Below are 15,461 nucleotides of genomic sequence, written 5' to 3'. Positions count from 1 at the left end.
CGCGCCTTGGGGAAAATGAGGGAGGGGAACGGCCCCCCTCATTCCTGTCTGTCCCAGTCATCAACTGGGCCGGTTTGGCTTGGCGGCCGCCCCGGCTTTATTCTATTGAGTCAGTTCAACGCTTTGTCGTTAGGCGCTTTGAACAGTTGCTTCATGTCGTCCGACAGCTCGAAGTTCATGTTGAGGTTTTTCGGTGGGATAGGCTGCTTGAACCATTTATCAAACCACTTGGCCGCTTCACCGGAGGTTTGCGCCTGGGCGATAGTGTCATCGACCAGTTTCTTGAACTCAGGATCGTCTTTACGCAGCATGCAGCCGTAGGCTTCTTTCGACTGCGGCGTGCCGATGATTTCCCATTGATCCGGCTTCTTGGCTTTGGCGCGCTCGCCCGCCAGCAGGGCGTCATCCATCATGAAGGCCACCGCGCGGCCGCTTTCCAGGGTGCGGAAGGAGTCGCCGTGGTCTTTGGCGCTGATGATGCGCATGTTCATTTTGTCGCTGTCGTTCAGTTTGTTCAGCAACACTTCGGACGTGGTGCCGGAGGTGACCACCACCGGTTTGCCGGCCAGGTCTTTAAAGTCTTTGATGTCGGAGCCTTTCTTCACCAGCAGGCGGGTGCCGACCACAAAGATGGTGTCGGAGAAGGCGGCCTGTTTCTGGCGCTCTACGTTATTGGTGGTAGAGCCGCATTCGAAGTCATAGGTGCCGTTTTGCAGCAGCGGGATGCGGTTCTGCGAGGTAATCGGCAGCATTTTCACCTGCAGATTCGGTGCATTCAGCTTTTTCTTAACGGCTTCAACGATTTGGTTGGAGTAGTCCTGAGAGTAGCCCACAACTTTTTGCTGGTTGTCGTAGTAGGAAAAGGGCACAGACGATTCGCGGTGGCCGACAACGATAACGCCGTTGTCTTTGATTTTCTTCAGCGTACCGGTCAGGTCTTCCGCGTGCGCCACGCTACCTGCCATACCGAGCAGCAGTAACGATAACGCCAATTTACGCATTTGCATGGTCCAACTCCTTTGCTGTTGTGGTGGCTCTGACTAAAGAGCGTCAGGTTTAAATCGACTATTTATTGCTCAGGTTATAAAGATAGTCTTAGAACGGATAGCCGTTAAAAAATAACCGATTGTGAATATCTTGAAACTAAAATGTTTCATTTTTTGAGACGCCGCGCGCACCAAATCAATGCAACCAAACCCCGACGCACCCGCATGGTGCGTTCGGTGCCTCCAAAATGTGCACGGGTGCGACAAAACGTCAGCAAAAGTTAACCGACGTGCGATGTCACCTTAGATAAAGCAAGGAGTGTGCCAGCCGCGTTGATTTAACGACGTTTTCTGACCGAGGTGGGGGAACGTTTACGGAAACGCGGGGCGCGGCGGGCGCGCCCCGGCGAACAGGACTATTTGCGGCGCAGGCCCAACATCAGCGCCCAACCGCCCAGCAACAGGGTGATCACCCACAGCGGCGCGGCGCCGAAACGCGCGTAAGGCGTGACGCCGGTGGTCGGTGTGACCTTCACTTCAAGCACCTGACGAGTGAACTGCGGGATCTCGGCGATCACCTCGCCGTTCGCGTCCACCGCGGCGGTGACGCCGTTGTTGGTGCTGCGCAGCAGCGGCCGGCCCAGTTCCAGCGCCCGCATGCGCGCCATCTGGAAGTGCTGCCATGGGCCGATGGAGTGGCCGAACCAGGCGTCGTTGGAGATGGTCAGCAGGAAGTTGGTGTCCGGGCGGAAGTTATCGCGCACCTGCTGGCCCAACACGATTTCGTAGCAAATGGCCGCCGTCAGGTTGTAGCCGCGTACGCTGAGCTGCGGTTGTACGTAGTCGCCGCGGCTGAAGGAGGACATCGGCAGGTCGAAGAACGGCGCCAGCGGCCGCAGCAGTGTCTCCAGCGGCACAAACTCGCCGAACGGCACCAGGTGGTGCTTGTTGTAGCGATCGTTGGCAGGGTAGCTGTACGGCGTCGGTTCACCGAGCACGATGGCGCTGTTATAGATTTGCTGGCCCTGCGGCGTGGCGCGCACGTCGACGATGCCGGTGATGAGGCTGCTGTTCTTCGCCCGCATCAGGTCGTCCATCATCGTCAGGAAGCCGTTCTGATTGGCTTCATAATCCGGGATGGCGGATTCCGGCCAGATGACGATCGGCGCCTTGCCCATGTAGGGACGGGTTTCGTCCAGATAGGTTTGCAGCGTGCTGACCAGCGCTTTCGGATCCCATTTCATCGATTGAGCGATGTTGCCTTGCACCATGGCGACATTCACCGCTTTATCCGTCTGCGGGGTAAACCACTGCAGCTGGCGCAGCGGCCATGGCAACAGCAGCAGCGCGGCGGCGATCACCGCCGCCGAGAGGCGGCGCTGATTGACGGCGTACACCAGCAGGCCGGCGATGGCCATCAGCACAAAGGTGATGGCGTCGACGCCCAGCAGCGGCGCGATGCCTTTCAGCGGGCCGTTAATCTGGCTGTAGCCGAACTGCAACCACGGGAAGCCGGTCAGCACCCAGCCGCGCAGGAATTCCGTGACCTGCCACAGCGCCGGCGCGGCGATGGCCAGCCGCCACCAGCGCGTAGCCGGCCACAGGCGGGTCAGCAGCCCGGCGAACAGCCCGGTATACAGCGACAGGTAAGCGGCGAGCAGCGCCACCAGGAAGACGTTGACGGCGAACGGCATGCCGCCGAAATCGGCGATGCTGACATACACCCAGTTGATGCCGCTGCCGAACAACCCGAAGCCCCAGATAAAGCCGAGCAGGGCGGACTGTTTGGTGGTGCGATTGAGGGTAACGGCCAGCAGGCCGAACAGGGAGACGATGGCCGCGGGCCAGAAATCGTAGGGCGAGAACGCCAGCGTCCCGCCGGCACCTGACAACAGCGCCAGCAGGGCGCGAACCCACTGGCGTTCAAGTAATGAGGCTTTAGCCATGTTGGATTTAATCTTCCAGTTTCGGTGGTGGAGAGTCGTCCGGAATTTTTACATGAACCTGGATGATACGTCGACTGTCTGCCATGGCAACTTTAAATAGGTAACCTTCGATTTCAATGGTTTCCCCGCGCGCCGGCAGATGGCCGAAGGCCTGCATCACCAAACCGCCGATGGTATCGACCTCGTCGTCGCTGAAATGGGTGCCGAAGGCTTCGTTGAAGTCTTCGATCGGCGCCAGCGCGCGTACGGTGTACATGTGGCGGCTGAGCTGGCGGATATCCAGATCGTCTTCGTCGTCGTATTCGTCTTCGATCTCGCCGACGATCAGTTCCAGAATGTCTTCGATGGTGACCAGGCCGGACACGCCGCCGAATTCGTCAATGACAATCGCCATGTGATAGCGCTGGGAGCGGAACTCTTTCAACATCCGGTCGACGCGCTTGCTTTCCGGCACCACCACCGCGGTGCGCAGCACTTTGTCGATGCTGAACGGCTCGGAGTCTGCGCGCATGAACGGCAGCAGATCCTTGGCCATCAGGATGCCTTCGATGTGATCTTTGTCTTCGCTGATCACCGGGAAGCGCGAGTGGGCGGAGTCGATAATCACGTCCAGGCACTCTTCCAGCGTCTGGTTGCGCTTGAGCGTCACCATCTGGGAGCGGGGGATCATGATGTCGCGCACGCGCTGTTCGGCGATATCCATCACGCCTTCCAGCATGTCGCGGGTATCAGGATCGATCAGGTCGTTTTGTTCGGAATCACGGATCAGCTCGACCAGATCGCCACGGTTTTTGGGCTCGCCGTGGAACAGCTGGTTAAGGATAAGAGTAAAGAACCCCTTCTTGGGACTGGGGCTGTCATTGCTTTGTGAATGGTCGTCGCTCATGGCGTTTTCGTTACTGTCACTCATGTCAGAGTTAAGGGGCGTCAGCGACAGCCCCGTTAGGGGCTGTAAGGTAAACGGCTGACGTCAGACGGGGTCTTTTTCCGCCAGGTACGGATCAGGATAGCCCAGTCCGTGCATGATTTCGGTTTCCAAAGACTCCATTTCTTCGGCTTCATCGTCTTCGATGTGGTCATACCCTAGCAGATGAAGGCTGCCGTGGACAACCATATGCGCCCAGTGGGCCTCCAGCGCCTTGCCTTGCTCAATCGCTTCCTGTTCAACCACCTGGCGGCAGATGATCAGATCGCCGAGCAGCGGCAGCTCGATGCCAGGCGGGGCCTCGAACGGGAAAGAGAGCACGTTGGTCGGCTTGTCTTTGCCGCGATAGGTCAGGTTCAGCTCGTGGCTTTCCGCTTCGTCCACCAGACGCACGGTGACCTCCGCCTCTTCCTGAAATTGCGGCAGCACGCCTTCCAGCCAGCGCTGGAACGTGGCTTCATCCGGCAGGCCATCGCTGCTTTCACAGGCAATCTGAAGATCCAAAATCACCTGACTCATGGTGTCTCCTGCTCGGAGGCGGCGAGCGCCTCGCGCTTACGTTGTTCGGCAATTGCGTCTTTGCGTTTCTGTTCGGCCGCTTCCCAGGCCTCATAAGCGATGACCACGCGGGCCACCACCGGGTGGCGCACCACGTCTTCGCTGTGGAAGAAGTTGAAGCTCAGTTCTTCCACGTCCGACAGCACTTCCACCGCGTGGCGCAGGCCGGATTTCTGGTTGCGCGGCAGGTCGATCTGGGTGACGTCGCCGGTGATGACCGCCTTCGAGTTGAAGCCGATGCGCGTCAGGAACATCTTCATCTGCTCGATGGTGGTGTTCTGGCTCTCATCCAGAATGATAAAGGCGTCGTTCAGCGTACGGCCGCGCATATAGGCCAGCGGCGCGACTTCGATCACGTTGCGCTCAATGAGCTTCTCCACGCGCTCGAAGCCCAGCATTTCGAACAGGGCGTCGTACAGCGGGCGCAGATAAGGATCGACCTTCTGGCTCAGATCGCCCGGCAGGAAGCCCAGCTTTTCGCCGGCTTCGACCGCGGGACGGGTCAGCAGAATGCGGCGAATTTCCTGGCGTTCCAGCGCATCCACCGCGGCGGCGACCGCCAGGTAGGTTTTGCCGGTACCGGCCGGGCCGATGCCGAAGGTGATGTCGTGATCGAGAATGTTGGCGATGTACTGCGCCTGGTTAGGCGTGCGCGGTTTCACCATGCCACGCTTGGTTTTGATGGTGACCGCCTTGCCGTAATCCGGCACGCTGTCCGCCACCTGTTCCAGCACCCGGCTCTCTTTGATAGCCAGATGGATTTGCTCCGGATCGATATCCGGGATCACGCCGCGAATCGGCGCGGTATCCACGTACAGATGGCGCAGGATATCGGCGGCGGCGACCACGCACAGGTTTTTGCCGACCAGCTTGAAGCGGTTGTCGCGACGATTGATTTCGATGCCCAATCGGCGCTCGAGTTGCTTGATGTTGTCATCAAACGGGCCGCACAGGCTGAGCAAACGCTTGTTGTCTGCGGGCTCCAACATAATTTCTTGTGTTGCGACGTTCAAACTATTCCTCTAGGTCACATCGGGCCTGGTTGATGTCACATAGCGCGTCCGGGACGCGCGCGTTCAGGGCGAGCCTGAATACTCTCTTTCTTGAATTATTCATGGTGCGCCGCAACGGCGCAAGTTTACCGCTGATCTATCTGTGCGCCGTCGGCGGAATTCAAGGGAAGATAAGGAAAAAACGCGGCGGGGCGCAAAGCCCGCCGCGTCATCACAGGACAAGGCCGCCGAGAATCAGTTCTTTTTCACGAACTCGGATTTCAGTTTCATCGGGCCGAAGCCGTCGATTTTGCAGTCGATGTTGTGATCGCCTTCCACCAGACGAATGTTTTTCACCTTGGTGCCGATCTTCAGCATCGAGGAGCTGCCTTTAACCTTCAGGTCCTTGATCACGGTGACCGCGTCGCCGTCCGCCAGCAGGTTGCCGTTGGCGTCTTTGACGATCAGCGCGTCCTGATCTTCCGCCGGGGCGCTGTCGCTCCACTCGTGGGCGCACTCAGGGCAGATGAACAAGGCATTGTCCTGGTAGGTGTATTCGGAGTTGCACTTCGGGCAGTGTGGGAGTTGCATGTTATGTCGCCTCTTCAACAATAAAAAATAAAAAAAAGAACATCACCGGGCGTGGACGCCCGGCGGAGAAACGGTAAGGAGTAGCGCGAACGGGCGGCGATAATGCGGGCCGCCGCGGCGTCAGGGCTGGTAAATGCCGACGCCCAGCGCGTTTTCTTTGCGGGTACGGGCGATCACCGACTGCGGGGATTCATGTACGCGCAGATCCATCTGCTGTTCGGTGCGCACCACTGCGCCACGCAGGGTGTTGGTCAGCACCTCGGTAATTTCCACGTCGACAAACTGGCCGATCATATCGGGCGTGCCTTCGAAGTTTACCACACGGTTGCACTCCGTGCGCCCGGCCAGCTCCATCACGCTTCTGCGCGAGGTGCCTTCTACCAGAATGCGCTGGACGGTGCCGAGCATGCGGCGGCTGAACTGCAGCGCCTGCTGGTTGATGCGATCCTGCAGAATGTACAGCCGCTGTTTTTTCTCTTCTTCGCTGACGTCGTCAACCATGTCCGCCGCCGGCGTACCGGGGCGCGACGAATAGATGAAGCTGAAGCTGACGTCGAAGTTGACGTCGGCGATCAGGTTCATGGTCTGTTCGAAGTCGGCCTGGCTCTCGCCCGGGAAACCGACGATGAAGTCGGAGCTGAGCTGGATGTTCGGACGCGCCTTGCGCAGCTTGCGGATAATCGCCTTATACTCCAGCGCGGTATGGGCGCGTTTCATCATGGTCAGGATGCGATCCGAACCGCTCTGCACCGGCAGATGCAGGAAGCTGACCAGCTCCGGCGTGTCTTCGTACACCGCGATGATGTCGTCGGTGAACTCGATAGGGTGGCTGGTGGTGAAGCGAATGCGATCGATGCCGTCGATGGCGGCCACCAGGCGCAGCAGTTCGGCGAACGAGCAGATATCGCCGTCATGCGTGGCGCCGCGGTAAGCGTTAACGTTTTGGCCGAGCAGGTTGACTTCGCGCACGCCCTGCGCCGCCAGTTGGGCGATTTCGAACAGCACGTCGTCGCTCGGGCGGCTCACTTCCTCGCCGCGGGTGTATGGCACCACGCAGAAAGTGCAGTATTTGTTGCAGCCTTCCATGATCGACACGAACGCGGTCGGGCCTTCGGCGCGCGGCTCCGGTAGGCGGTCGAACTTTTCGATCTCCGGGAAGCTGATATCGACCACCGGGCTGCGGGTGCCCTGAACGTGGTTGATCATTTCCGGCAGGCGGTGCAGGGTCTGCGGGCCGAATACCACGTCGACGCAAGGCGCGCGGCTGCGGATCAGTTCGCCTTCTTGCGAGGCCACGCAACCGCCGACGCCGATGATGACAGACGGGTTCTTCTCTTTCAGCAAGCGCCAGCGCCCCAGCATGGCGAAAACTTTTTCCTGCGCTTTTTCACGGATCGAGCAGGTGTTCAGCAACAGCACGTCCGCTTCCTCGGCGTTGTCGGTCCACTCGAAGCCGTGCGTGCTGTTCAACAGGTCGGCCATTTTCGATGAATCGTACTCATTCATCTGGCAGCCCCAGGTTTTGATATGTAGTTTTTTCGTCATTGACTTGCCATTACTCAGTGCGGAGCGAAAGTTGCGTTACGCGACATGCAGGGCGCGTATTGTAATCATTTGCCGCCGTTGTGACCAGCGCGGGGGAAAATGGCACGTAACCTGAAGCAGAAGCGAAAATCCGGTACACTGCGCAAAACGCCATGTCGGGTGGGATGGCGAGCATTCACATAGAAAACATAGCCAATATGAAGACATCTCAAAATCGGTATGACGCGGTGGTGGTGGGCGGCGGCATGGTCGGCGCGGCGGCGGCTCTGGGCCTGGCGCAGGCGGGCTGGTCGGTGGCGTTGCTGGAACATCAGGCGCCGCAGGCGTTCGAGGCGCAAAGCCCGCCGGACCTGCGCATTTCCGCTATCGGCTGCACCTCGGTGGGGCTGCTGAAACAGCTTGGCGCCTGGCCCGCCGTGACGGCGATGCGCACGGCGCCGTATCGCCGGCTGGAGACCTGGGAATGGGCGTCGTCGCGCGTGGCGTTCGATGCGGTATCGCTGGGGCTGCCGGAGTTGGGCTTTATGGTGGAAAACCGCATTTTGCAGCTGGCGCTGTGGCAGCAGTTCGCACAGTGCGCCAATTTGACGCTGCTGTGCCCCGCCAGGCTGCAATCGCTGCAGCGGGCGGACAAGGCCTGGCAACTGACGCTGGACAGCGGCGAAACGCTGCAGGCGCGGCTGGTTGTCGGCGCCGACGGCGCCAACTCGCAGGTGCGCAAGCTGGCGGCGATCGGCACCAACGGCTGGCAGTATCGTCAGGCGTGCATGTTGATCACCGTCGATACCGGCGCGCCGCAGCAGGATGTGACCTGGCAGCGCTTCTTCCCGTCCGGGCCGCGCGCCTTCCTGCCGCTGTACGATAGCTGGGCGTCGCTGGTGTGGTATGACAGCCCGCAGCGCATTCGCCAACTGCAGGCGATGCCGCCGGCGCAGCTGGAGCGTGAGATCGCCGCCGCTTTTCCGGCGCGACTGGGCCCGGTCAAGGTGCACGCCGCCGGATCGTTCCCGTTGACGCGCCGCCATGCGCAGCGCTACGTGCTGCCGGGCCTGGCGCTGCTGGGCGATGCGGCGCATACCATCAACCCGCTGGCCGGGCAGGGCGTCAATCTGGGGTATCGCGATGTGGATGCCTTGCTAAACGTGCTGAGCGAGGCGCGGGAGCAGGGAGAAGACTGGAGCAGCGAGGCGGTGCTGCTGCGCTATCAAAGCCGCCGCCGTACTGACAATCTGTTGATGCAGAGCGGCATGGATCTGTTCTATACCGCCTTCAGCAATAACCTGGCGCCGCTGACCGTGGCGCGCAATCTGGCGCTGATGGCCGCGCAGCGGGCGGGCAAGCTGAAAGAGCATGCGTTGAAGTACGCTTTGGGATTGTAACCGACAGGGCTCAGCGGTGGCTGGGCCTATTTAAGGTTGGCTGAACGGCAGACAGCAAAAAGCCCGCCGAAGCGGGCTTTTCTAAATATGGCTGGGGTGCCAGGATTCGAACCTGGGTATGCTGGTATCAGAAACCAGAGCCTTACCGCTTGGCGACACCCCAATTATGGTGGCTACGACGGGATTTGAACCTGTGACCCCATCATTATGAGTGATGTGCTCTAACCAGCTGAGCTACGTAGCCGATGTTACTTTTTACTTCTTTGATTTGCAAGCAGTTTGTTATGGCTGGGGTACCTGGATTCGAACCAGGGAATGCCGGTATCAAAAACCGGTGCCTTACCGCTTGGCGATACCCCACCTGCAAACAAATCTTATGTTGAAACCCCATTCCCGAAAGAATATGGCTGGGGTACCTGGATTCGAACCAGGGAATGCCGGTATCAAAAACCGGTGCCTTACCGCTTGGCGATACCCCATCAACATACTGCGCCGACGATGAAGAGAAATGGTGCGGGAGGCGAGACTTGAACTCGCACACCTTGCGGCGCCAGAACCTAAATCTGGTGCGTCTACCAATTTCGCCACTCCCGCAAATACAAAAAATAGATGGTGGCTACGACGGGATTCGAACCTGTGACCCCATCATTATGAGTGATGTGCTCTAACCAGCTGAGCTACGTAGCCCTCTTTTTTTGCTTTGCCTTCATCGGCGTTGCGGGGCGCATTATGCGTATATGACCGATTTGCGTCAACAAGTTTTTTCCCGAAAAAGCGCCCGGAAGCGCCGTTTGTCTGGGTTGTGAACATTATGGCGATAAAATCGGCAATTCAGGCAGTTGGCGGGCGGAAAAGGCAACAAAAAGGCGGGCCAAAAGGCCCGCCCCGGGGAAAATGCCGCGCGATTATTTATAGGCGGCCTGGTGCACGCCGACGGCGCGGCCGGAAGGATCGTCCATCTTCTTGAACGATTCATCCCACTCGATGGCCTTGGCGGACGAGCAGGCGACGGATGGGCCGCCCGGCACGCATTCGGCGGCGCTCGGCAGCGGGAACAGCTCCTCGAAGATTTCGCGGTACAGGTAGCCTTCTTTCGAGGTCGGCGTGTTGTACGGGAAGCGGAAACGCGCGGTTTCGAGCTGTTGATCGCTAATTTGCTGCGCAGCCACCTCTTTTAGCGTGTCGATCCAGCTGTAGCCGACGCCGTCGGAGAACTGCTCTTTCTGGCGCCAGGCCACGCTGGCCGGCAAATAGGACTCGAAACATTCGCGAACGATGTGTTTTTCCATTTTGCCGTTGCCGCACATTTTATCTTTCGGGTTGATGCGCATCGCCACGTCGAGGAATTTCTTGTCCAGGAACGGCACGCGGGCTTCGACGCCCCAGGCGGACATCGCCTTGTTGGCGCGCGCGCAGTCGAACATGTGCAGCGCCAGCAGTTTGCGTACGGTCTCTTCGTGGAATTCGCGGGCGTCCGGCGCCTTATGGAAGTACAGGTAGCCGCCGAACACTTCGTCCGCGCCTTCGCCGGAAAGCACCATCTTGATGCCCATCGCCTTGATTTTGCGCGACATCAGGTACATCGGCGTCGAGGCGCGAATGGTGGTGACGTCATAGGTTTCGATGTGGTAAATCACATCGCGGATGGCGTCCAGCCCTTCCTGCACGGTGAAGTGGATCTCATGGTGCACGGTGCCCAGATGGTTGGCCACCTCCTGCGCGGCGCGCAGATCCGGCGAGCCTTCCAGCCCGACGGCGAAGGAGTGCAGCTGCGGCCACCAGGCTTCGCTGCGTTCCTGATCTTCCACGCGGCGCGCGGCGTACTTCTTGGTGATCGCCGAAATGACCGAGGAATCCAGCCCGCCCGACAGCAGCACGCCGTAAGGCACGTCGGACATCAGGTGGCTTTTCACCGACTCTTCCAGCGCGGTGCGCAGGGCGGCGGCGTCGGTCACGTTGTCCTTGACGCTGTCGTAATCGAACCAGTCGCGGCGATAGTATTCGCGGATCTGGCCGTCCTGGCTCCACAGGTAGCTGCCGGCCGGGAATTCCTTGATGGTGCGGCACACCGGCACCAGCGCTTTCATTTCCGAGGCAACGTACAGGTTGCCGTGTTCGTCATGGCCCATGTACAGCGGGATGATGCCCAGATGATCGCGGCCGATCAGGTAGGCGTCTTTTTCGGTGTCATACAGGGCAAAGGCGAACATGCCTTGCAGATCGTCGAGGAACTCCGGGCCTTTCTCCTGATACAGCGCCAGGATCACTTCACAGTCGGAGCCGGTCTGGAAGGCATAGCGGTCGCTCAACTGTTGGCGCAGCGCCTGGTGGTTGTAAATTTCGCCGTTGACCGCCAGAACGTGGGTGTGCGCAGCGTTGTACAGCGGTTGAGCGCCGTTGTTGACGTCGACGATCGACAGGCGTTCGTGAGCCAGAATGGCTTTGTCGCTGGCGTAAACGCCGGACCAATCCGGGCCGCGGTGGCGCATCAGACGTGACAGCTCCAGCGCTTTCTTACGCAGTTCAACGGGATCGGACTTCAGATCGAGCACACCGAAAATAGAACACATACAACTCTCCTAACGGGCTTTTATGACTGTGATGTTGTTTTTACTGTTATGGGCAGCATTGCCGATTTATCAGCGATAACGCGGTTTTGCTGCGCTGTGGTTATGAAAATGCGCCAAAAGCTGCAGAGGTTGCAAGCGTTTTAGCCATGCGCTGAGAAATAGTTGTTTGCGTGGCTGAGGTTTTTAACGGATTTTCAGTTATTGGCGTGAAAAATTATCGATTATGCAATTTTTAGCGTGATGGCGGGATTGCCGGCCAGTTTGACCGGCAATCGATTAGCGATTAGGCGATGAGCTGCCAGAGAGTGAACGCGGCATCCGGCGTCCAGCCGGCATTGGAGGTGTGCGCCTGAATACAGGTGTATTTCTTGCCTTTATAACTCACGACGTCGCCGGCTTTGTAGCTGTGGTTGTTCTGCCACTCGGGCGCGCCCGGATCGGGCGGCGTACCGTCATTGGCGGTTTTGACCGCCAGCGCGCTGCTCGGCAGGGAGGTATTGCCCTGGGTGTCGGTCGCGGTAACGAAGTAGCTGTACTGGGTTGCCGGCGTCAGACCGCTGTCGGCCAGCGACAGACCGGCGGTTTGGCCGATCGGGTTGCCGTCGCGGTAGACGGTGTAGCTGGCGATCGGTGAGGCGCCGGTGGCGGCGGCCCAGCTCAGTTTCAGCGAGGTGGCGCCCAGCTCTGCGACCGTCAGCGCCGTCGGCGCATTAGGCTTTCCCGGCGGTGGGGTGACGCCGCCCTGAATCAGCGGCGCATAGCGGGTTTTGAACTCCCAATTGTAGGCGACGCCGGCTTTGCTCTTGCCGTTATCCCAGTTGATTGACCAGGTCATCAGGCCCTTGATCGACAGGTTTTTGGCGTCGAGACGCGAGAAAGCGTTATACACCGCCTGTTTGTTGACCACGTAGCCGGTGGCGGCGGCATCGTTGTTGCTCGGCAGGCCGATGACGAATTTCGCCGCCGGGATCTTCGCATAGCCGCGGGTGCCGGTAACCAGGCTTTCCGTCAGGTAGTAGAGGAAGTCCTCTTTCAGGGCGTCGTTATTCTGCGTGATCCAGGCATTGAGTTCATCCACCCAAATACCGTCGCCGCCCTGGTTATAATATTGCGGCGCGATAAAGTCGTAATAGCCTTCGAGGGCATTAATATAATCCAGGTAGGTGCCGTTGGTGCGTAAATACGGGAATTCCGGCGCCATGCTGATAATAAAGTTTTTTCCCTGCGCGGCGTAATGGTCTTTTACTTTTTTCAACGCCGCTGGCAAGACGGTTTTATTATTGGCGGCGCCGATCGCCGCCTGTTCCAGATCGATATCCAGGCCGTCGAAGCCATAGACTTCCACCAGGCGAATAATCTCGTCTTTCAGCTTGTCTTCGTCGCCGGTTTTCAGCTCGATATGCGCGTCTGCGCCGCCGAGGGAGATCAGCACCGCGCGGCCCTGGCTGTTCAGCACGCCCACCTGGCGGCGGAACTCAGCGTCGGACAGGTTGTAAGGCTTGAAGGTCGGGATGCCCTGGCCTTTCATAAAGGCGACGGCCACCACGTTGTACTCGGCGGGAATGTCGGTCAGGTTCATATTGGTGAACTGGCCCTGCTGATAGCCGTCACTGGCGCCGGCGGCCCAGTTGTGCCAGAAACCCATCAGGATCTTTTTATTGGCGATAGACGGCATAATGGCCGCGTCATCGGCGGCGACGGCATTAATAGTGTTATTTGTGCTCATGGTAGCCTCATTAATTAGGGGTAAGGGTTTTCCGCTCGCCGGCAATATCAGCTATTGGCGGGGCGTAACGTTATAATGAGGATTTTTAACGCAGGCAGGCTGAAACCTTTTATGGCCATGGACGAATTAAATTCAAACTGACGCTGAGGGAGAAGGAAATAATGGCGGCCGGGCGGCCGCCATGGCCGCATCAGAAGATGGTGATATCGGCGACGGAAGGGTAGACGTAGCTCGGGCGGAACGGCATGGTTTCGATGTCGCTCAGCGTGGAGACGCCGGACAGCACCAGCACGGTTTCCAGGCCGGCCTGGAAGCCCGCCAGAATGTCGGTGCGCAGGTTGTCGCCAACGATCACCGTCTCTTCCGAGTGCGCCTGCATTTTGTTCAGTGCGGCGCGAATGATCCACGGGCTGGGCTTGCCGACGTAAAACGGCTTGCGGCCGGTGATCTTCTCGATGGGGGCGCACAGCGCGCCGCAGGCCGGCGAGAAGCCGTGGCCGTGACTATCCGGGTTGGTGGCGATAAAGCGCGCGCCGTTGCTCACGAAGTAGGCGGCTTTATGCATCATGTCCCAGTTGTAAGAGCGGGTTTCACCGACGATCACGAAGTCCGGGTTGATGTCGGTGATGGTGAAACCGGCTTTGTACAGCTCATGGATCAAGGCGCCTTCGCCGACCACATAGGCTTTTTTGCCTTCCTGACGGCGCAGGAAATCGGCGGTGGCCATCGCCGAGGTGTAGAACGCGCTCTCCGGCACTTCCAGCCCGGCGGCGGCGAAGCGGTTCGCCAGATCCTGTGCGGTCTGTGATGGGTAGTTGGTCAGCACCACCAGCGGCATGCCTTGTTCCTGGATGCGCGCCAGGAACAGATCGGCGCCGGGAACCGGCGTATTGTCATGCAGCAGCACGCCGTCGATATCGCATATAACGTTTTTGATTTTCATTTGTCGCTGTTTCTCATGATTACGGCAGGCGAAGGGTGACGATAACACGCCTGCCAGAAGCGGCGGATCAGCTTTCCAGCAATCGCTGCAAGAGCACGCCGTTGAGCATCGCGCGTTTGGCCAGGGCGAAAGCGCCGATCGCCGAGCGATGATTGAGTTCGGAGGTCACCACCGGCAGATTTTTGCGGAAGTCCTTCAGCACCTGGGTATTGATACAGCTCTGGATCGCCGGCAGCAGCACCTTGTCCGCTTCGGTGATCTCACCGGCGATCACCACCTTCTGCGGATTGAACAGGTTGATGGCGATGGCCACCGCCTTGCCCAGATAGCGGCCTACGTGTTCGATCACTTCGCTGGCCAGCAGATCGCCGCGGTTGGCGGCCTTGCAGATGGCGTTGATGCCGCAGTCTTCCAGCGTCAGTTTGCTTGGGTAGCCCTGGCTCAGCAACTGGCGCACGCGCTGTTCGATCGCCGCGTTGGCGGCCACGGTTTCCAGGCAGCCGAAGTTGCCGCAGTGGCAGCGTTCCCCCAGCGGATCGATCTGGATATGGCCGATCTCGCCGACGTTGCCGTTGTTGCCGAGAAAAATCTGCCCGTTGACGATGATGCCGGCGCCGGTGCCGCGGTGCAGGCGCACCAGAATCGAGTCTTCGCAGTCGCGGGTGGCGCCGAAGTAGTGCTCCGCCAGCGCCAGGCTGCGGATGTCGTGGCCGACGAAGCTGGTGACGTTGAAGCGCTGCTGCAGGTTGTCCACCAGCGCCCAATTGCTGACGCTGATATGCGGCATGTAGCGCACCACGCCCAGCGCCGGATCCACCAGGCCGGGCAGGATCACCGCGATGGCGATCAGCTCGCGCAGGCGGCGCTGGTTAGCGTCGATGAATTGGGCGATGGCGGCGAACAGCGCATTCTCCAGCGTTTCTTGAGTGCGTTCCGGCAGCGGATAGTGTTCTTCGCTGAGCGACTTGCCGCTCATGTCATACAGGGTGATAGTGGCGTCGTGACGGCCGAGACGCACCGCGACGGTATGGAAATGACGGGTTTCCGACACGATGGAGATCGCGCGGCGGCCGCCGGTGGAGGCTTGCTGATCGACTTCTTTGATCAGCCCGCGCTCCAGCAGCTGGCGAGTAATTTTGGTGACGCTGGCGGGGGCGAGCTGGCTGAGTTCGGCAATCTGAATGCGCGAGATCGGGCCCTGCTGGTCGATCAGGCGGTAAACTGCCGCGCCGTTAAGTTGTTTGACTAAGTCAACGTTCCCTATTTGTGCTTGTCCGCCAGTGCTCATCAATAATTTTAC

12 protein-coding genes and 6 tRNA genes are annotated in these 15,461 nt (G+C 59.3%); 1 reads left to right on the top strand and 17 read right to left on the bottom strand.

Going from position 1 to position 15,461, the window contains the following annotated elements; translation table 11 throughout:
• Window positions 1-110: 110 nt before the first annotated feature.
• From J9788_RS12650 to miaB, 7 genes are all read right to left on the bottom strand, one after another.
• Window positions 111-1,007, bottom strand: a complete 897-nt coding sequence (locus J9788_RS12650; RefSeq protein ID WP_033642166.1) for an amino acid ABC transporter substrate-binding protein — start codon at window positions 1,005-1,007, stop codon at window positions 111-113.
• Between the two features lie 395 nt (window positions 1,008-1,402).
• Window positions 1,403-2,932 carry an apolipoprotein N-acyltransferase gene (gene lnt, locus J9788_RS12645; RefSeq protein WP_182264977.1) on the bottom strand — a complete coding sequence of 510 codons (1,530 nt, stop codon included), beginning with the start codon at window positions 2,930-2,932 and terminating at the stop codon, window positions 1,403-1,405.
• Window positions 2,933-2,939: 7 nt separating this feature from the next.
• Window positions 2,940-3,818: a CNNM family magnesium/cobalt transport protein CorC gene (gene corC, locus J9788_RS12640; RefSeq protein ID WP_004939973.1), complete on the bottom strand. Its 879-nt coding sequence runs from the start codon at window positions 3,816-3,818 to the stop codon at window positions 2,940-2,942.
• Between the two features lie 84 nt (window positions 3,819-3,902).
• Window positions 3,903-4,376 carry an rRNA maturation RNase YbeY gene (gene ybeY / locus J9788_RS12635; RefSeq protein ID WP_004939970.1) on the bottom strand — a complete coding sequence of 158 codons (474 nt, stop codon included), beginning with the start codon at window positions 4,374-4,376 and terminating at the stop codon, window positions 3,903-3,905.
• On the bottom strand, window positions 4,373-5,404 hold the full coding sequence (locus J9788_RS12630) for a PhoH family protein (protein ID WP_170853105.1): 1,032 nt from the start codon (window positions 5,402-5,404) through the stop codon (window positions 4,373-4,375). Before J9788_RS12630 ends, ybeY begins: the two co-directional genes overlap by 4 nt.
• Window positions 5,405-5,662: 258 nt before the next feature.
• On the bottom strand, window positions 5,663-5,998 hold the full coding sequence (locus J9788_RS12625; protein ID WP_004939967.1) for a zinc ribbon domain-containing protein YjdM: 336 nt from the start codon (window positions 5,996-5,998) through the stop codon (window positions 5,663-5,665).
• Between the two features lie 120 nt (window positions 5,999-6,118).
• Window positions 6,119-7,543, bottom strand: coding sequence for a tRNA (N6-isopentenyl adenosine(37)-C2)-methylthiotransferase MiaB (gene miaB, locus J9788_RS12620; RefSeq protein ID WP_033642169.1), 1,425 nt, complete (start codon window positions 7,541-7,543; stop codon window positions 6,119-6,121).
• A gap of 197 nt (window positions 7,544-7,740) precedes the next feature.
• On the opposite strand from miaB, the gene ubiF reads away from it, so the two are divergent.
• Window positions 7,741-8,922, top strand: a complete 1,182-nt coding sequence (ubiF, locus tag J9788_RS12615; protein ID WP_182264976.1) for a 3-demethoxyubiquinol 3-hydroxylase — start codon at window positions 7,741-7,743, stop codon at window positions 8,920-8,922.
• An 88-nt stretch (window positions 8,923-9,010) separates the two neighbouring features.
• Here ubiF and J9788_RS12610 read toward each other — a convergent pair.
• The 10 genes from J9788_RS12610 to J9788_RS12565 form a co-directional block, all read right to left on the bottom strand.
• Window positions 9,011-9,085 (bottom strand) — tRNA-Gln (locus tag J9788_RS12610).
• Window positions 9,086-9,089: 4 nt separating this feature from the next.
• Window positions 9,090-9,166, bottom strand: a tRNA-Met gene (locus J9788_RS12605).
• 41 nt (window positions 9,167-9,207) lie between these two features.
• Window positions 9,208-9,282 (bottom strand) — tRNA-Gln (locus J9788_RS12600).
• A gap of 44 nt (window positions 9,283-9,326) precedes the next feature.
• A tRNA-Gln gene (locus J9788_RS12595) sits at window positions 9,327-9,401 on the bottom strand.
• 30 nt (window positions 9,402-9,431) lie between these two features.
• Window positions 9,432-9,516 (bottom strand) — tRNA-Leu (locus J9788_RS12590).
• 16 nt (window positions 9,517-9,532) lie between these two features.
• Window positions 9,533-9,609, bottom strand: a tRNA-Met gene (locus J9788_RS12585).
• Between the two features lie 218 nt (window positions 9,610-9,827).
• Window positions 9,828-11,492, bottom strand: a complete 1,665-nt coding sequence (gene asnB, locus J9788_RS12580) for an asparagine synthase B (protein WP_033642171.1) — start codon at window positions 11,490-11,492, stop codon at window positions 9,828-9,830.
• 283 nt (window positions 11,493-11,775) lie between these two features.
• On the bottom strand, window positions 11,776-13,218 hold the full coding sequence (locus tag J9788_RS12575; protein ID WP_046896774.1) for a glycosyl hydrolase family 18 protein: 1,443 nt from the start codon (window positions 13,216-13,218) through the stop codon (window positions 11,776-11,778).
• Between the two features lie 190 nt (window positions 13,219-13,408).
• Window positions 13,409-14,161, bottom strand: coding sequence for an HAD-IIA family hydrolase (locus tag J9788_RS12570; RefSeq protein ID WP_004939957.1), 753 nt, complete (start codon window positions 14,159-14,161; stop codon window positions 13,409-13,411).
• Window positions 14,162-14,228: 67 nt separating this feature from the next.
• Window positions 14,229-15,449 (bottom strand): N-acetylglucosamine repressor, encoded by a 1,221-nt coding sequence (locus J9788_RS12565; protein ID WP_019454064.1) that lies wholly within the window; start codon window positions 15,447-15,449, stop codon window positions 14,229-14,231.
• Between the last annotated feature and the right edge of the window lie 12 nt (window positions 15,450-15,461).

Source organism: Serratia sp. X10 (assembly GCF_017811775.1).
Taxonomy (GTDB): Bacteria; Pseudomonadota; Gammaproteobacteria; order Enterobacterales; family Enterobacteriaceae; genus Serratia; species Serratia ureilytica.
This window is presented reverse-complemented; position numbering and strand designations above follow the sequence as displayed.